Raw genomic sequence first — 15,889 nt, 5'->3', positions numbered from 1 at the left:
CAAGGAACGGACGCTTCCTTTGTACTCACCCTCTCGGGCTTTCCTCCGGGCTTTTCCCTTCGGTCTTGCGTTTCCGACTCTATCAGACCGTTTCCGGTTCCGATTTCCTCGGTGCTTTCCAGGTTTCCGCTTTCGCGTTTCCCTTTCCGGCGGTTCCGACTTTATCAGAAGTTCTGAGTCGGAATTCCCACCCGCTTCGGGGAGTGGCTCCGGTTGCACGAAGCGACCGGGTTCCCGTTCAGGCGGAGCCGTAAACGTACTGGAGCGGGGCGCCTCGATGCAAATCGAGGCGCCCCGCTCCAGGTTCACGCGTACGGAGTCCGACGGACCGTCAGACCTCCACCACCACCGGGAGGATCATCGGCCTGCGGCGATAGGTGTCGGAGACCCACTTGCCGAGGGTCCGTCGCACCAGTTGCTGCATCTGGTGGGGTTCGACCACGCCGTCCTGGGCCGAGCGCTCAAGGACCTCCGTGATCTTCGGGATCACGTCGGCGAATGCCGAGTCCTCGATGCCCGAACCACGGGCCTGGACGTGCGGTCCACCCGTGATCTTGCCTGTCGACGAGTCGATGACCACGAAGACCGAGATGATGCCCTCGTCGCCGAGGATCCTGCGGTCCTTGAGGGCCGGTTCGCCCACGTCGCCGACCGAAAGGCCGTCGACGTACACGTAACCCGCCTGGACCTTGCCGGAGATCTTGGCCTTGCCCTCGATGAGGTCGACGACGACGCCGTCCTCCGCGATGACGATCCGGTCGTGCGGGACGCCGGTGAGGGCGCCGAGCTCGGCGTTGGCGCGCAGGTGGCGCCATTCGCCGTGGACCGGCATCAGGTTCTTCGGGCGGCAGATGTTGTAGAAGTACAGCAGCTCGCCGGCCGAGGCATGGCCCGAGACATGGACCTTGGCGTTGCCCTTGTGGACGACATGGGCGCCCCAGCGGGTCAGGCCGTTGATCACGCGGTAGACCGCGTTCTCGTTTCCGGGGATCAGGGACGACGCCAGGATCACGGTGTCGCCGTTGACGATCCGGATCTGGTGGTCGCGGTTGGCCATCCGGGAGAGGGCAGCCATCGGTTCGCCCTGGGAGCCCGTGCAGACCAGGACCACCTCGCGGTCGGGCAGGTCGTCGAGCGTCTTGACGTCGACCACCAGGCCCGGCGGGACCTTCAGATAGCCCAGGTCCCTCGCGATGCCCATGTTGCGGACCATCGAGCGGCCCACGAAGGCGACCCTGCGGCCGTACTCGTTGGCCGCGTCCAGGATCTGCTGGATGCGGTGGATGTGGCTGGCGAAGCTCGCCACGATGATCCGCTTGCGGGCGTTCCCGAAGACCTGGTGCAGGACGTTGGAGATGTCCCGCTCCGGCGGGACGAACCCCGGCACCTCGGCGTTCGTCGAGTCGGAGAGGAGGAGGTCGATGCCCTCCTCGCTCAGACGTGCGAACGCGTGCAGGTCCGTCAGACGGTTGTCCAGCGGGAGCTGGTCCATCTTGAAGTCGCCGGTGTGGACCACCATGCCCGCAGGGGTGCGGATGGCCACGGCCAGGGCGTCCGGGATGGAGTGGTTGACCGCGACGAACTCGCAGTCGAAGGGGCCGATGCGCTCGCGGTTCCCCTCCGCCACCTCAAGTGTGTACGGACGGATGCGGTGCTCCTGGAGCTTCGCCTCGATCAGGGCGAGGGTCAGCTTGGAGCCGATCAGCGGGATGTCCGGCTTCTCGCGGAGCAGGAAGGGGACAGCGCCGATGTGGTCCTCGTGGCCGTGCGTGAGCACGATGCCCTCGATGTCGTCGAGGCGGTCCCTGATGGACGAGAAGTCCGGCAGGATCAGGTCGATCCCGGGCTGCTCCTCCTCGGGGAACAGGACTCCGCAGTCGACGATCAGGAGACGGCCGCCGTACTCGAAGACCGTCATGTTTCGGCCGATCTCGCCGAGACCGCCGAGCGGGGTGACCCGCAGGCCGCCTTCGGGCAGCGGCGGGGGCGGACCGAGTTCAGGATGCGGATGACTCAAAAGACTCTCCTCACCACACGCGCCACGTACCGGTAGGGCACGTGGCGCGCATGACGTTCGTGCTAGTAGCAGTTGTCGTTATGGGTGCAGGCACCGGTGGCCCGCTTATTCAGTTGTGAAGTCTGTTGCGCGCCGGGGGCGCGCGAAGTCTGTTGTCAGAGCTGTACCCCGCCGGCGGCAAGATCGATCTTGAGCTGCTCGATCTCTTCGGGCGTGAGCTCCACCATGGGGGCGCGCAGCGGTCCGGCGGGCAGGCCCTGGAGGGCGAGCGCGGCCTTCGTGGTCATCACGCCCTGGGTACGGAACATGCCCGTGTAGACCGGGAGCAACTTCTGGTGGATCTCGGTGGCCTTCTGGACGTCGCCGGAGGCGTACGCCTCCACCAGGGTGCGCAGCTCCGGGGTGACCAGATGGCCGACGACCGAGACGAAGCCGACCGCGCCCACGGAGAGCAGCGGCAGGTTCAGCATGTCGTCGCCGGAGTACCAGGCGAGGCCGGAGCGGGCGATGGCCCAGCTGGCGCGACCGAGGTCGCCCTTGGCGTCCTTGTTGGCGACGATGCGCGGGTGCTCGGCCAGACGGACGAGTGTCTCGGTGTTGATGGGGACGCCGCTGCGGCCGGGAATGTCGTAGAGCATGACCGGCAGCTCGGTGGCGTCGGCGAGGGCCTTGAAGTGCCGGTACAGGCCTTCCTGCGGGGGCTTGTTGTAGTACGGCGTGACGACGAGCAGGCCGTGGGCACCGGTCCGCTCGGCCGTGCGGGCGAGTTCGAGGCTGTGGTGGGTGTCGTTGGTGCCGACGCCGGCGACTACGTGGGCGCGGTCGCCGACCGCCTCCAGTACGGCTCGTACGAGGTCCGCTTTCTCCGCGTCGCTGGTGGTGGGGGACTCACCGGTGGTGCCGTTGATGATCAGGCCGTCGTTGCCTGCGTCCACCAGGTGGGTAGCGAGCCGCTGCGCGCCGTCGAGGTCGAGCGCGCCGTCCGCCGTGAAGGGCGTGACCATGGCGGTGAGGACCCGCCCGAAGGGGGTCTGCGGAGTGGAGGTCGGAGCCATGGGTAACACGCTACTCGCTGCTCAAGGCGTGGTCTGCCCTCGGGGGGCTGGAAAAGTCATGACAAAGATGGAGCCCGGCACTGCCTGCTCGGGGGTTCAAGCAGTGCCGGGTCCGTTTGATCAGGCTAGATGAACTTCTCTAAATGCCGCAATACGGACACTTCGCACGGCTGACCCGTACATCTGTGCCCGGACGCAGAACGCGGGTGCGTTACGGCGCCACACGGCCGTTCGCATTGAAGGCCGCGTAGGTGAGCGGCATGAGCTTGGCCCACTCCGCCTCCATCTTCTCGCCGACCATCTCGATCTCCCGCTGCGGGAAGGACGGGACCGCCGCCAGTTCGTGCTGGGTGCGCAGGCCGAGGAAGTGCATCAGCGAGCGGGCGTTGCAGGTGGCGTACATCGAGGAGAACAGCCCGACGGGGAGCACGGCGCGGGCGACCTCGCGGGCGACGCCGGCGGCGAGCATCTCCTGGTACCGCTCGTACGCCTGGATGTACGACTCCTGCATCGAGCGGTCCACGAGTTCCTGCTGCGCTTGCGTTCCCGCCACGAACTCGTACTTGCCCGGGCGTCCTTGCTGAACGAGCTTGCGGTCTTCGCCGGGAAGGTAGAACACCGGCTCCAGTTCCCTGTAGCGACCCGACTCCTCGTTGTAGGAGTTGTGGACGACGACGCCGTTCGCCAGGAAGTTGTGCCAGGGCCCGTCCACGGTGAGGTCGTACGTCATCTCCTCTCCGTCGTCCTCGACGGAGACGATCGGGTCGGGGACTGCCGTGGCGATCTCCCCGCCGCGGCGGGCGAGCTTCTGCTCCCCGGCGCTCTTGGCCGCATGGCAGGGCGCACAGGCGGGGGCGAGATTCCGCTCGTCCAGCGCACGGGTGAGGTCCTCGGCCACAGGAACGACATGGTCAAGTGCGAGGTCCCCACGCGCGAAGGATTCGCCGCAGAGATGGCAGGTGTCGGTCTCTCGGATCAGACGGTCACGCTGCATCGATGTCCAGACCCCCACGCCGCGTCGGAGACTGGGCGGAACCAGCCCTTCCGAAGGACGGGGAGCGGTTCCGGCGACCATCACGGCGTCGCCTACGGCGAGTTCGCCCGCCTTCCGCCAGCCGTCCGGCGTCAGCACGGCGTGATCGACGGTGGAACGCAGCGTCTTGCCGCCAGCAGTGGTGATCTTGATCAGTGGTTTGACGCCGGACTGGATGACGTCGAGGATCTGGCCCCGCTGGGCGGTCATCGTCTCTTCGTCGTAGCAGCGGACGTGGTTGCGGCGAACCGATTCGAGCTTGCGCAGACGGGTGGACGGGTGCTGCTCGCGGAATTCCGCGACCGCGGAGTCCGCCGCCTCCCGGTTGTCGTACAGCCCCAGGTAATGGTTGGTCTCGCCACGGCGGACCTGCGCCATCCACTTCTCGGCCCCGGCGTGCCAGGTCACCCCACCCGCCGAGTGCGGCAGGCGGTCCTCCACGCCGAGGTGCCAGAGCTCGTACAGGTCCGCGATGGACCGGCGCCGGAGATTGCCCGCCTCGCTGACCAGCGTGATCTCGGTGTCACCGGCCACGCACCAGCCGACGCGATGCCTCATGAACTCACGGAAGACGAAGATCGGGGCGCTGATGAAGAAGGTCATCGAGTTGTGCTCGAACGGGCTGCCGTGCCGGTCCCGCATCAGGTAGTTGATGAGGCCCTTGGAGCGCTCGGGGTCCTTCTGGAGCTCCTCCAGCGACTGCTCGCCGGCGGTGGAGACGCGGGCGGCCCACAGGACGTCTGAGTCAGCTGCGGTGTGCTTGACCAGCTCGACGGTGACGTCGCTGCGGAAGCTGGGCTTGAGGTCGTCGGCGGGGGTGTCGGTCACGGCTCGCAGGGTCCTTCCATCACTTCTCTCGGGCGGCGCTCACTCTACGGCCCGGCACTGACATCGGGGCGTTCGGTGCCGGGACGCGACAACTTCGGTGAAGTTCTGTGAATTCGGGACATCAGGGCACCTTTTGTGGCACTCGTGCGTCTGTATCAACAACAGTCACTTATTCGAGCTTGAGAGGAGCGTCTCCCCGATGTTCCGTCGGCGTGAGCCCGTCCCGTTCGCCTTCGTCGCCGAGGCCGACAGGTTCCGCAGCAATGTCACTCCCCCACCCCGTGAGAAGTCCTCCGCCGGGCAGATAGCCGGGAGCTGGCTCCTGGGGATCACCATCGTCGCCGCCCTGGTGGGATCCCTGGTTCTCGGGATGCCGGCACTGACGCTCGATCACTCCTCCACATCGACGCAGGAGTCACAGGCGTCCCAGGGACACTGACTCATCCGGACCCCCGAGGGTGGATCCAGGGGACACCGCCGGATAGCCTCACCGGGCACAGCCCACGCATGGATTGAGTGAGGACCAGTCGTGCCCCTGCCCTTCCTGACGGCCGACCGCGCGTTCGAGACAGCCGACGAAGCCGCGCTGCCCTTCGACGACCGCGAGCACTGGCGGCGTCCCTACCGGCCCGGCCCCTATCGGGTGGGTGCGGCGGCGCTGTTGTTGCTGCTCGCCTCGTATGTGCTGTTCGCGGCGGTCATCATCGCGCTCACCGGCTCCGCGTCCGAGGGCGGGGTGGTCTTCGGGATCGCGCTGGCCTTCATCGCCGTCGCGCTGCGGCTGCTGCGCATGGGTGTGTGGGTGAGCGCCCGCGGGGTGCGCCAGGTGGGGTTCTTCCTCACGCGGACGACGCGCTGGGACAAGGTCGTCGCCGTGCGGACGGCGCAGCAGCCGGTGCGCTGGCTGGGGCTGCCGCGGACGGTGCAGGGACAGGCCCTGACCCTCGTATGCCATGACCGGACGGCCGGGGACCCGATCCCGCTGCTGACCACGCACAACGCGGACTTCCTGGCGCGGCCCGAGGCGTTCGACCGGGCTGCCGACTCGGTGGAGGCTTGGGGCGCGGAGTACCAGCGGGGCTGATCCGCCGAGGCCATGCCGAAGGGGCCGTCCGCGGGAATGCGGACGGCCCCTTCGGCGTACAGCACTCAGGCCTGGACGGGTTTTCCCTCGTGCAGGGCGATCGCGTGCTGCATCGCCTTGCGGGCGCGTGGGGTGTCGCGGGCGTCGTGGTAGGCGACGGCGAGACGGAACCAGCTGCGCCAGTCGTTGGGCGATGCCTCCGTCTCGGCCTTGCGCTTGGCGAAGACCTCGTCGGCCGAGTCGCGGTCGATTCGGCCGCTGGGCAACCGCTTCAGCTCGTCGACAGGCAGGCCGCCCTCGGTCTCGAGTTCGGCGGCGAGTCGGTTGGCCTTGCGGACGAACTGAGTGTTCTTCCACAGGAACCACACGCCGATGACCGGCAGGACCAGCACCGCCACACCGAACGTGACGGTGAGGAGGGTGCCGGCCTGGATGAGCATGACACCGCGGCTGCCGACCAGGACGAAGTAGAAGACCAGGACGGCGGCCGTTATGGCGTAGGACAGCTTGGCTCGCATGACGGTGTCAGCCCAGGTCCAGGAAGTTTTCCAGGCCGAAGGTGAGGCCGGGAGTGGTGACCACGCGGCGGGCGCCCAGGAGGATGCCCGGCATGAAGCTGCTGTGGTGGAGGGAGTCGTGGCGGATGGTCAGCGTCTCGCCCTCGCCGCCCAACAGGACCTCCTGGTGGGCCAGCAGACCCCGCAGCCGCACCGAGTGGACGGGAACGCCGTCGACGTCCGCGCCGCGCGCGCCGTCCAGGGCGGTGTCGGTGGCGTCCGGCGCCGCGGCCGTCCCCGCCTCGGCCCGGGCCACGGCGATGAGCTGGGCCGTGCGGGTGGCCGTACCGCTCGGGGCGTCGACCTTCTGCGGGTGGTGGAGTTCGACGACCTCCACCGACTCGAAGTAGGGCGCGGCGATCTGCGCGAACTTCATGTTGAGGACGGCCCCGATGGAGAAGTTGGGGGCGATGAGGACGCCCGTCTCCGGGGAGGCGGCCAGCCAGCCGTTCAGCTGCGCGAGACGCTCGTCGGTCCAGCCCGTCGTACCGACGACGGCGTGGATGCCATGGCCGACGCAGTACTCGAGGTTGGCCATCACCGAGTCGGGCGTGGTCAGTTCGACGGCGACCTGGGCACCGGTCTCGGCCAGGGTCTCCAGCTTGTCGCCCCGGCTCAGGGCGGCGACCAGCTCCATGTCCTCGGCGGCCTCGACGGCCTCGACCGCCTCGGCGCCGATGCGGCCCTTGGCACCGAGGACCGCCACGCGCAGCTTGCTCATCTTCTTGCTTCCTTAACCGAAACAGCCGATACGGACGGGGATTAGGCGACGGCCTCGTGCAGACGGGCCGCCTGCTTGTCCTTGAGCGGGCCGATGACCGACAGCGAGGGCCGCTGTCCCAGGATGTCGCGGGCGACCGCGCGGACATCGTCCGGGGTGACCGAGGCTATCCGGGCCAGCATGTCGTCGACGGACATCTGCTCGCCCCAGCACAGCTCACTCTTGCCGATACGGTTCATGAGCGCACCGGTGTCCTCCAGGCCGAGGACGGTGGAGCCGCGGAGCTGGCCGATGGCGCGGGCGATCTCGTCGTCGGTCAGGCCGTGCTCGGCGACGTGGTCGAGTTCGTCCCGGCAGATCTTCAGCACGTCGTGGACCTGCGAGGGCCGGCAGCCCGCGTAGACGCCGAACAGGCCGCAGTCGGCGAAGCCCGAGGTGTACGAGTACACGCTGTAGGCCAGGCCGCGCTTCTCGCGGACCTCCTGGAAGAGGCGGGAGGACATGCCGCCGCCCAGCGCGGTGTTCAGCACACCCAGCGACCAGCGGCGCTCGTCCGTGCGGGCCAGACCCGGCATGCCGAGGACGACATGGGCCTGCTCGGTCTTGCGGCCGAGCAGCTCGACGCGGCCCGCGGTGCGCAGGGCGCGCTTGCCGTCGCGGGGGGCGATGGGCGTGGCGTCGGTGTTCCTCAGGGCGCCCGCCTTCTCGAAGGCCGCGCGGACCTGTCGTACGACCTTGTTGTGGTCGATGTTGCCCGCGGCCGCCACGACCAGGTGCGTCGGGTCGTAGTGCTTCTTGTAGAAGCGGCGGATGCGGTCGGCGGTGAGGGCGTTGACCGTGTCGACCGTGCCGAGGACCGGGCGGCCGAGGGGGTTGTCGCCGAACATCGTGTGCGCGAACAGGTCGTGCACACAGTCGCCCGGGTCGTCCTCGGTCATGGCGATCTCTTCGAGGATCGCGCCCCGCTCGACGTTGACGTCGTCCTCGAGGATCAGGGAGCCCGTGAGCATGTCGCAGACGACGTCGATGGCGAGCGGCAGGTCGGTGTCGAGCACGCGTGCGTAGTAGCACGTGTACTCCTTCGCCGTGAACGCGTTCATCTCGCCGCCGACCGCGTCGATGGCGGAGGAGATGTCCAGCGCCGACCTGCGCGTGGTGCCCTTGAAGAGCAGGTGCTCCAGGTAGTGGGTGGCGCCGTTCAGGGCCGGGGTCTCGTCGCGGGAGCCGACATGGGCCCAGATGCCGAAGGTGGCGGAGCGGACCGAGGGCAGCGTCTCGGTGACGATGCGCAGGCCACCCGGGAGGGTGGTCTTGCGGACCGTGCCGATGCCGTTCATGCCCTTGACGAGGGTTTGGGTACGGGCGACGGCCCGCGCCTCCGAAGAGGTGCGGGCCGTCGCCGGTGAGCTACTCGACGTCACTTGTCGGTGTCGTCCTTCTTCTCATCGTTCTCTTCGCCCTCGATGACCGGGATCAGGGAGAGCTTGCCGCGGGAGTCGATCTCGGCGATCTCGACCTGGACCTTGGAGCCGACGGCGACGACGTCCTCGACGTTCTCCACGCGCTTGCCGCCGGCGAGCTTGCGGATCTGCGAGATGTGCAGCAGACCGTCCTTGCCCGGGAGCAGCGACACGAACGCACCGAAGGTGGTGGTCTTGACGACCGTACCCAGGTAGCGCTCGCCGACCTCCGGCATGGTCGGGTTGGCGATCGAGTTGATCGTGGCGCGCGCGGCCTCGGCCTGCGAGCCCTGCTGGGCACCGATGTAGATGGTGCCATCGTCCTCGATCGTGATGTCGGCGCCGGTGTCCTCCTGGATCTGGTTGATCATCTTGCCCTTCGGGCCGATGACCTCACCGATCTTGTCCACGGGGATCTTGACGGTGATGATCCGCGGGGCGTTGGGGGACATCTCGTCCGGCGTGTCGATCGCTTCCATCATCACGTCGAGGATGTGGAGGCGGGCGTCACGGGCCTGCTTGAGGGCCGCGGCCAGGACGGAGGCGGGGATGCCGTCCAGCTTGGTGTCCAGCTGGAGGGCGGTCACGAACTCCTTGGTGCCGGCGACCTTGAAGTCCATGTCGCCGAAGGCGTCCTCCGCACCGAGGATGTCGGTGAGGGCGACGTAGTGTGTCTCGCCGTTGATCTCCTGGGAGATCAGGCCCATGGCGATACCGGCGACGGGGGCCTTGAGGGGCACACCGGCGTTCAGCAGCGACATGGTGGAGGCGCAGACCGAGCCCATCGACGTCGAGCCGTTCGAGCTCAGCGCCTCGGACACCTGACGGATCGCGTAGGGAAACTCCTCGCGCGTCGGCAGGACCGGCACGATGGCGCGCTCGGCGAGAGCGCCGTGGCCGATCTCGCGGCGCTTCGGGGAGCCGACGCGGCCGGTCTCGCCGACGGAGTACGGCGGGAAGTTGTAGTTGTGCATGTAGCGCTTGCGGGTCACCGGGGAGAGGGTGTCCAGCTGCTGCTCCATACGGAGCATGTTCAGGGTCGTGACGCCCAGGATCTGGGTCTCGCCACGCTCGAACACGGCGGAGCCGTGCACGCGCGGGATGGCCTCGACCTCGGCGGCCAGCGTGCGGATGTCGGTGACACCGCGGCCGTCGATGCGCTTCTTCTCCTTGATCACGCGCTCGCGGACGAGCTGCTTGGTCAGGGAGCGGTACGCGGCGGAGATCTCCTTCTCGCGGCCCTCGAACTCCGGCAGGAGCTTCTCGGCGGCCAGGCCCTTGACGCGGTCCAGCTCGGCCTCGCGGTCCTGCTTGCCGGCGATCGTCAGCGCGGAGGCGAGCTCCGGGCGGACGGCGGCGGAGAGCGCCTCCAGGACGTCGTCCTGGTAGTCGAGGAAGACCGGGAACTCACCGGTCGGCTTGGCGGCCTTCGCGGCGAGGTCGGCCTGGGCCTTGCAGAGCACCTTGATGAAGGGCTTCGCGGCTTCCAGACCGGCGGCGACGACCTCCTCGGTCGGCGCCTCGGCGCCGCCCGCGACCAGCGTGATGGTCTTCTCGGTGGCCTCGGCCTCGACCATCATGATCGCGACGTCGCCGTCCTCCAGGACGCGACCGGCGACGACCATGTCGAAGACGGCGTCCTCGAGCTCGGTGTGCGTCGGGAACGCGACCCACTGGCCGTTGATCAGCGCGACGCGGACGCCGCCGATCGGGCCGGAGAAGGGCAGACCGGCCAGCTGGGTGGACGCGGAGGCGGCATTGATCGCCACGACGTCGTACAGGTGGTCGGGGTTGAGCGCCATGATCGTCGCGACGACCTGGATCTCGTTGCGCAGGCCCTTCTTGAAGGACGGGCGCAGCGGGCGGTCGATGAGGCGACAGGTGAGGATGGCGTCCTCGGAGGGACGGCCCTCACGGCGGAAGAAGCTGCCGGGGATCTTGCCGGCGGCGTACATCCGCTCCTCGACGTCCACCGTGAGGGGGAAGAAGTCGAGCTGGTCCTTGGGGTTCTTGGAAGCGGTGGTGGCCGACAGCACCATGGTGTCGTCGTCCAGATACGCGACGGCGGAGCCGGCGGCCTGCTTGGCCAGGCGGCCCGTCTCGAAGCGGATGGTGCGGGTGCCGAAGGAGCCGTTGTCGATGACGGCCTCGGCGTAGTGGGTCTCGTTCTCCACTAGCGTTTCTCCATTACTTTTCGTCTTTTGTCCCGATCCGCCCGTGTGGCGGGGGGACATGGGCGGAGAAGCGCTCCGTCTGTTGCGGGCCGGTCTTCGATCGAAGCACCCGGGTTCGCATTGCCCGGGAGCCACTACCGAGGACCGGCGGCGGCGAGGTGCACTTCTCCTCGTGGTACTGCGCTGGTACTACCTGTACTGCGTTGTGCTACCACACTACAAAGTAGGTGTGACACTCCGCACGTTTCCGCACGTACGGCAAGCACATACGGCAAAGGGAGCGGCCCCCGATCGTTTCCGGGAACCGCTCCCCTTCATGACGTCTTACTTGGCGCCCGCCGCACCACGGCGGATGCCGAGGCGGTCGACCAGCGCACGGAAGCGCTGGATGTCCTTCTTCGCCAGGTACTGGAGAAGGCGGCGGCGCTGACCGACCAGGATCAGCAGACCACGGCGGGAGTGGTGGTCGTGCTTGTGGGTCTTGAGGTGCTCGGTCAGGTCCGAGATACGGCGCGAGAGCATGGCGACCTGGACCTCGGGGGAGCCGGTGTCGCCTTCCTTCTGACCGAACTCGGCGATGAGCTGCTTCTTCACTGCGGCATCGAGCGGCACTCGAAACTCCTCGTAGTCTGAAAATCGCCACCGAGTGCCCCCGGTCTATGTCTCGGGGGAGCTTCCGTTACTCGGGAGGCGGGGATCCGCTGGGCGCGGCCTCCGGAGCGAAGCGCTCCGGGGGTGCGTACACAAACGGCCGTCACTCAGGGTACCAGGCAAAGGTGGGGGCCTTCGCCCCGGTTCCGGAAGCACCCTGGCGGAGCCCGGGCGGCCACTAGGGTGAGCGCTCGGATCGTAGGCACATCGGGAACACGCACGTCGGGAAGGGGTCGCCGGGACATGGCGGAGACGGCAGAGGAGATCAAGGCGCGCAAGGAGAGGGAGCGCGACGAGCTCTACGCCCTCGACATCTCGGGCGTCGAGTGGCACAGCGCTCCGGGCACCGAGGAGCACGAGGAGCGGGTCGAGATCGCGTACCTGCCCGAGGGTGCCGTGGCCATGCGGTCCTCCCTGGATCCGGACACCGTGCTGCGGTACACGGAGGCGGAGTGGCGGGCGTTCGTGCTGGGTGCGCGGGACGGGGAGTTCGACATCGAGCCGGCGCCGCAAGAGGCGGAGTGACGCCGCGAGAGGCGGACTGACGGTGAGGGGCGGCACGCACGCGTGCCGCCCCTTGTAGCTCTCTCGGCTTCTCGCTGCAGCTCTCTCGGCTTCTCGCTCTCTCAGTGCTCCAGTCCGGCGCCCCCGACGGCGAGGGCCATCAGCACCGGGTCGGTCGGGTACTTGTCGTCGGCGACCAGTTCCCGTTTCCCGAAGAAGACCCGGCCCTGTTCGTAGAGGATGTCCGACTGCTCCGGGTCGCTCAGCTCGCCGTCGTCGTCCTCCGGGAGCGTGAAGAGGAGGAGCGGGGTCTCCTGGTCCGTCCTCGGGTTCCAGCGCACCACGGCGGCCGGGGCGACGGCGCCCGCTCCGCGCCGGTAGATCAGGAGGTCGTCGCCGCTCATCCGCAACGGATAGACCTTCTGCAGCTCGCGCCCGTCGAACTTGCCGACACTCTTGCCCGTCACCAGGTCGAACGCCACGATCCAGTCCGACGGCTGGTCGGTGGCGATGTTCTCCTCGCTGGTGACGAAGGCCTGGTCGCGTCCGACGACCACGCCGTCGCAGGCCTCGTACTCGCCGAAGAACGACAGTCCGAAATACCGCTCGCCGCACTTCGCCTCGTAGCCGTTCAGCGCGATGGTCGTACGGTGCTTGCCCGCGCTGTCGAGCGAGATCAGGTCGGTCACCTCGCTGTCCCCCGCCGCGACGGCGAGCACCGGCGGATCGGACGACGGCAGGTAGACGGTCTGGACCCCGTCGGCGACCTTGTACGTCCACCGCACCTCGCCCGTGCGCGGGTCCAGCCTCTGCACCCGGAAGGTGACGTCGGGCAGTGATCCGCAGCTGAGCAGGGACAGCAGGACGCGGCCCCCTGCGAAGGCCTTGTCCTGGCACTTGGAGCCCAGGCTGCTCTTCCAGAGCCGCTTGCCGGACTTCATGTCGTACGCCACGGAGCCCTGCCCCCAGGCCACGGCGACGACGCCCTTCGTGAGCGTGACGTTGGTGTTGGTGACGTAGGCGGAGTTCGCCGCGGGCATCTTCTTCTGCCACAGCTTCTTGCCGGTGTCGAGGTCGAAGAACACCACCTGGTCGCAGACGCCGTCCTTCTCCGAGTCCTTGGGCCGCGGGGGCTGGATGACGACAGCGGTACGGCCGTCCGCGGTGACGTGTCTGCTGGTGGCGCAGATATGGCCGTCCAGCTTGAGGCTCCAGGCCTTCTCGTCGGCGTCGAGGGCGATGTTGTAGCCCTCCAGACGGTCGGCGACGCCCTTGACCATGACCTTGTCGGTGGCCCAGGTGCCGGGGGCGTAGCGGGGGTCGGCGTCGTTGGTCCTGGACAGGTTCTCCTCGTCGTGCTCGATCATCATCCGGCCCTCGGGCGAGGCGGGGACCGTCTCGGTCGTCTCCCTGATGTCGTCCGGGCTCTGCGCGACGGTCCGCTCGGCGCCGGCGGGCGCGCTGCCGCCCCCTGACACGAGGAGCCAGCCGCCTCCGCCCAGCGCGACCGCCGCGACGATCGCCACGGCGCCCAGCAGTTTCGTACGGCGGCGCCTGCGGGCGGTGTCGGCCGAGAGTGCGGATTGGGTGTAGATCGAGGGAGGCGGGCCGAAGCTCACGCGAGGGAGCCCCTTCTGTTTCTGGCGGGATGGTGACCGTTTCGATGACCGGATCGGTGACCGTTTCGATGACCGGATCGGCCCCACTATGCCCGGCGGCCGGATTCGGACGGGGATGGGGGTGGACCGCCACCTCCCCCAACAGCCCTGCGCGGTAAGGCGCTTCGGGGATGCGCGCGTCCGCCTCCCCTCACCTTCCGTTTGTGTTCGGGGCGTTCACGAATATCGCCCTCTTTCGTCACGAATGCGAAAGCTGTGTAGGCCACTTCTGGGCAGGTTGTGACGCGGTGGACGTGCGCTCGGGGGTGGACGGGCCTGCCGGGGTGGGGCTTGTGGTGATTAGGCTGGTACCGGGGGCGTCGCCAGAAACCGTGGACCGGGCGTCAGTACCTCAGGGGGAGAGCCGGTGGACCGGACGACCTCGAACGACTTCGGATGACCGGAAGACGACAAGAACGGGTCGCCCCTAGCACGGTATGAGGGTGCTCGACCACACCAGGAGGAATTGTGAGCAGCGATCGGGACGGGATCCGCGGGGGCTGGGCCACACCCGGCGATGACCAGCCCGACGCGGAGTCCGCCAGCGAGATGACGGGCGAGTTCACCATCGACTACGCGCCGCCTGCCTGGTACACGCAGAACGCTTCGGGGGGTCCGGGCGACGGGGGGAACCCGTCGGGTGCCGGTGGGGCGCCGGGAGCGGTTGGGGCGTCGGGCGCGGGTGCGCCGTCTGGTGCGGGCGGGCCGTCCGGTTCTTCCGGTACGACGGGTTCGGCCGGGGCCGGTTCGTCGGCTTCGGGTACGCCCGGTGCGGCGCCCTCTCCCGTGGACTGGTCCGCTTCCTCGCTGCCGGGGCTGACGCCTCCCGCGCATTCGCGTCCCCAGGGTGCCGCTCCGGGGCCCGGGGCGCCGTTCACGCCTCCAGCGCCTGGTCCGGGGGCTCCCTTCACGCCGCCCGCGCCGGCCCCTGGGGCTCCTTTCACTCCGCCCGCCGCTGGTCCGGGGGCGCCTTTCACACCCCCGGCGCCGCCGTCCTCCGGTCCCGGGGCGCCGTTCACGCCGCCGGCTCCGGCTCCCGGTGCGCCGTTCCAGCCGCCCGCGCCGTCGAACGAGGGGCCGGGTGCGGTGCCCGGGCTTCCGGCGGGGAGCGGGTTCGAGCCGCAGCCGCCGCAGGCCGCGCCTCAGCAGCCTTCGCGGCCCGAGTCACCGGCCCCGGATGCGGGGTCGCCGTCGGCCGTGCCGAACACTCCGGGCTTCCCGTCCCCTTGGGGCGCTCCGGCAACGCCGCCCGCCGCGCCCCCGACGAGCTTCACCCTTCCCGCGCCCGCGACTCCGCCCGCCCCTGCTGCGGCGGACTCCGACGCGTCGGCGCCCATCGCGTCGCCGTCGAGCTTCACGCTCCCCGCACCCGCCGCTCCGCCTGCCCCTGAGGCGGCCGACGAGGAGCCGGAGTCCGGGAACGGTGACCTGGAGAGCGGCGCCACGATGCGGTTCTCCGCGGCCTCGCTGAAGCGCGAGATCGCGGAGCGCGCCGCGGTGGACGAGGTGGAACCGGCGTCGGCGGACGAAGAGGCCGCCACCGCCGATTCCTCCGTTGCCGACGAGCCCGTTGCCGACGCGATCGCCGAGGATGCCGTCGTGAAGCCGGCGGTGGTCGCCGAGGCGGACATCGCGGATGCCGATGCGGTGAGCGAGGCCGACGACGAGGCCGCGGAGACGGTCGAACCGGCTGCCGAGGACATCACGGAGACCGACGGGACGGACGAGACGAACGGGACCGCTGAGGAGGACGACGTCGCCGACGAGGCAGAGGTCGTCGCGTTCCCGAGTGCCTCCGAGGACACGGAGGCGACAGCGGACGACACCTCGCGGTCCGAGGACACCGACGGCGACGTGGAGGCCCCTGAGCCCGCGGCGACCGAGCCGGAGGACGCCGGTCCCGACGAGGCGACCGAGACGACCGAGGCGGAAGAGACCGCGCTTCAGGACGCGGAGCCCGCCGAGGCCCAGCCGGAGGACACCGAGCCCTCGGACGCGGAGCCTGCCGGGGCCGAGCCGGAGGACGCCGTACCCGCGAGCACGGAGCCCATCGACGCCGTACCGGCGAACCCCGAGCCCGCCGACGCCGTACCGGCTGATGTCGAGCCCGAGGACACCGCCCCTCAGGACGCACCCCCCGCCTGGAC

The 15,889-nt window shown here is 68.9% G+C and carries 11 protein-coding genes and 4 pseudogenes; 4 read left to right on the top strand and 11 right to left on the bottom strand.

Going from position 1 to position 15,889, the window contains the following annotated elements; translation table 11 throughout:
- Positions 1-331: 331 nt before the first annotated feature.
- From HLK59_RS40535 to HLK59_RS51565, 5 genes and pseudogenes are all read right to left on the bottom strand, one after another.
- The gene (locus HLK59_RS40535; RefSeq protein ID WP_171146661.1) at positions 332-2,017 is read right to left on the bottom strand and encodes a ribonuclease J; all 1,686 of its coding nucleotides are present in this window, start codon (positions 2,015-2,017) and stop codon (positions 332-334) included.
- A 155-nt stretch (positions 2,018-2,172) separates the two neighbouring features.
- Positions 2,173-3,072, bottom strand: a complete 900-nt coding sequence (dapA, locus tag HLK59_RS40530) for a 4-hydroxy-tetrahydrodipicolinate synthase (protein WP_171146660.1) — start codon at positions 3,070-3,072, stop codon at positions 2,173-2,175.
- Positions 3,073-3,283: 211 nt separating this feature from the next.
- Positions 3,284-3,733, bottom strand: a pseudogene (gene thyX, locus HLK59_RS51575) (FAD-dependent thymidylate synthase); the annotation flags it as partial.
- 4 nt (positions 3,734-3,737) lie between these two features.
- A pseudogene (locus HLK59_RS51570) lies at positions 3,738-4,483 on the bottom strand (HNH endonuclease); the annotation flags it as partial.
- Between the two features lie 159 nt (positions 4,484-4,642).
- A pseudogene (locus HLK59_RS51565) lies at positions 4,643-4,933 on the bottom strand (FAD-dependent thymidylate synthase); the annotation flags it as partial.
- Positions 4,934-5,132: 199 nt separating this feature from the next.
- Here HLK59_RS51565 and HLK59_RS40520 point away from each other — a divergent pair.
- Both HLK59_RS40520 and HLK59_RS40515 read left to right on the top strand, forming a co-directional pair.
- Positions 5,133-5,372 carry a hypothetical protein gene (locus HLK59_RS40520; protein ID WP_171146658.1) on the top strand — a complete coding sequence of 80 codons (240 nt, stop codon included), beginning with the start codon at positions 5,133-5,135 and terminating at the stop codon, positions 5,370-5,372.
- Between the two features lie 90 nt (positions 5,373-5,462).
- A complete protein-coding gene (locus HLK59_RS40515; RefSeq protein WP_171146657.1) occupies positions 5,463-6,017 on the top strand; it encodes a hypothetical protein in 555 nt (184 codons plus the stop codon).
- A 65-nt stretch (positions 6,018-6,082) separates the two neighbouring features.
- Here the strand turns inward: HLK59_RS40515 and HLK59_RS40510 are convergent, their stop codons facing one another.
- From HLK59_RS40510 to rpsO, 5 genes are all read right to left on the bottom strand, one after another.
- Positions 6,083-6,535, bottom strand: coding sequence for a hypothetical protein (locus tag HLK59_RS40510; protein WP_171146656.1), 453 nt, complete (start codon positions 6,533-6,535; stop codon positions 6,083-6,085).
- A 7-nt stretch (positions 6,536-6,542) separates the two neighbouring features.
- Entirely contained in the window at positions 6,543-7,295 is a 753-nt protein-coding gene (gene dapB / locus HLK59_RS40505; protein WP_171146655.1) for a 4-hydroxy-tetrahydrodipicolinate reductase, read from the bottom strand.
- A 41-nt stretch (positions 7,296-7,336) separates the two neighbouring features.
- Positions 7,337-8,716 carry a pitrilysin family protein gene (locus tag HLK59_RS40500; protein WP_171146654.1) on the bottom strand — a complete coding sequence of 460 codons (1,380 nt, stop codon included), beginning with the start codon at positions 8,714-8,716 and terminating at the stop codon, positions 7,337-7,339.
- Positions 8,713-10,929 (bottom strand): polyribonucleotide nucleotidyltransferase, encoded by a 2,217-nt coding sequence (locus HLK59_RS40495; protein ID WP_171146653.1) that lies wholly within the window; start codon positions 10,927-10,929, stop codon positions 8,713-8,715. Before HLK59_RS40495 ends, HLK59_RS40500 begins: the two co-directional genes overlap by 4 nt.
- 324 nt (positions 10,930-11,253) lie before the next feature.
- Positions 11,254-11,541, bottom strand: a complete 288-nt coding sequence (gene rpsO / locus HLK59_RS40490) for a 30S ribosomal protein S15 (RefSeq protein WP_046263478.1) — start codon at positions 11,539-11,541, stop codon at positions 11,254-11,256.
- 282 nt (positions 11,542-11,823) lie between these two features.
- On the opposite strand from rpsO, the gene HLK59_RS40485 reads away from it, so the two are divergent.
- Positions 11,824-12,105 carry a DUF397 domain-containing protein gene (locus tag HLK59_RS40485; RefSeq protein WP_171146652.1) on the top strand — a complete coding sequence of 94 codons (282 nt, stop codon included), beginning with the start codon at positions 11,824-11,826 and terminating at the stop codon, positions 12,103-12,105.
- Between the two features lie 101 nt (positions 12,106-12,206).
- Here HLK59_RS40485 and HLK59_RS40480 read toward each other — a convergent pair whose 3' ends face one another.
- Positions 12,207-13,703, bottom strand: a complete 1,497-nt coding sequence (locus HLK59_RS40480; RefSeq protein ID WP_171146651.1) for a PQQ-binding-like beta-propeller repeat protein — start codon at positions 13,701-13,703, stop codon at positions 12,207-12,209.
- Positions 13,704-14,939: 1,236 nt separating this feature from the next.
- Here HLK59_RS40480 and HLK59_RS40475 point away from each other — a divergent pair.
- A pseudogene (locus tag HLK59_RS40475) lies at positions 14,940-15,889 on the top strand (hypothetical protein); the annotation flags it as partial.

The sequence above is a fragment of the Streptomyces sp. S3(2020) genome (assembly GCF_013044505.1).
Lineage (GTDB): Bacteria > Actinomycetota > Actinomycetes > Streptomycetales > Streptomycetaceae > Streptomyces.
This window is presented reverse-complemented; position numbering and strand designations above follow the sequence as displayed.